The sequence below is a fragment of the Adlercreutzia sp. DFI.6.23 genome, from assembly GCF_024462535.1.
Classification (GTDB): Bacteria; Actinomycetota; Coriobacteriia; order Coriobacteriales; family Eggerthellaceae; genus Adlercreutzia; species Adlercreutzia rubneri.
The window spans coordinates 1-304 of the sequence record NZ_JANGBP010000449.1 but is presented as its reverse complement, the minus strand read 5'-3'; the positions used below and the strand labels follow the sequence as shown (position 1 = coordinate 304).

Here is a 304-nt window from a genome sequence, read left to right as displayed (position 1 = left end):
GTCGTCTTCCATGGACGAGATGAGCCGCAGGACCTCTTCGCGGGAAAGCTCTGCCAGCTCCTTGTTCACCTGCTGGCAGTGGTGCCCTCCACGTCTTCCGTGATGAAGCCCATGATGTCGTTGATGGCCTTGCGGATAGTCTGGGGCTTGATACCGTGCTCCTCGTTGTAGGCCATTTGGATGTCGCATCTGCCTGTGCTCAAGGAGCATGGTGTGGTGGACGCCGGCGGTTTCGGGCTCGCCATCCTCTTCGACGCCTTCACCGCGGCGCTGCTCGGGCGCTCCGGCACCATGGTCGACGAGA

At 61.8% G+C, this 304-nt stretch carries 1 protein-coding gene; it reads right to left on the bottom strand.

The features are described 5' to 3' along the window. Positions 1–65 precede the first annotated feature (65 nt). Positions 66–176 carry a hypothetical protein gene (locus NE591_RS14085; RefSeq protein WP_256156955.1) on the bottom strand — a complete coding sequence of 37 codons (111 nt, stop codon included), beginning with the start codon at positions 174–176 and terminating at the stop codon, positions 66–68. Positions 177–304 lie beyond the last annotated feature (128 nt).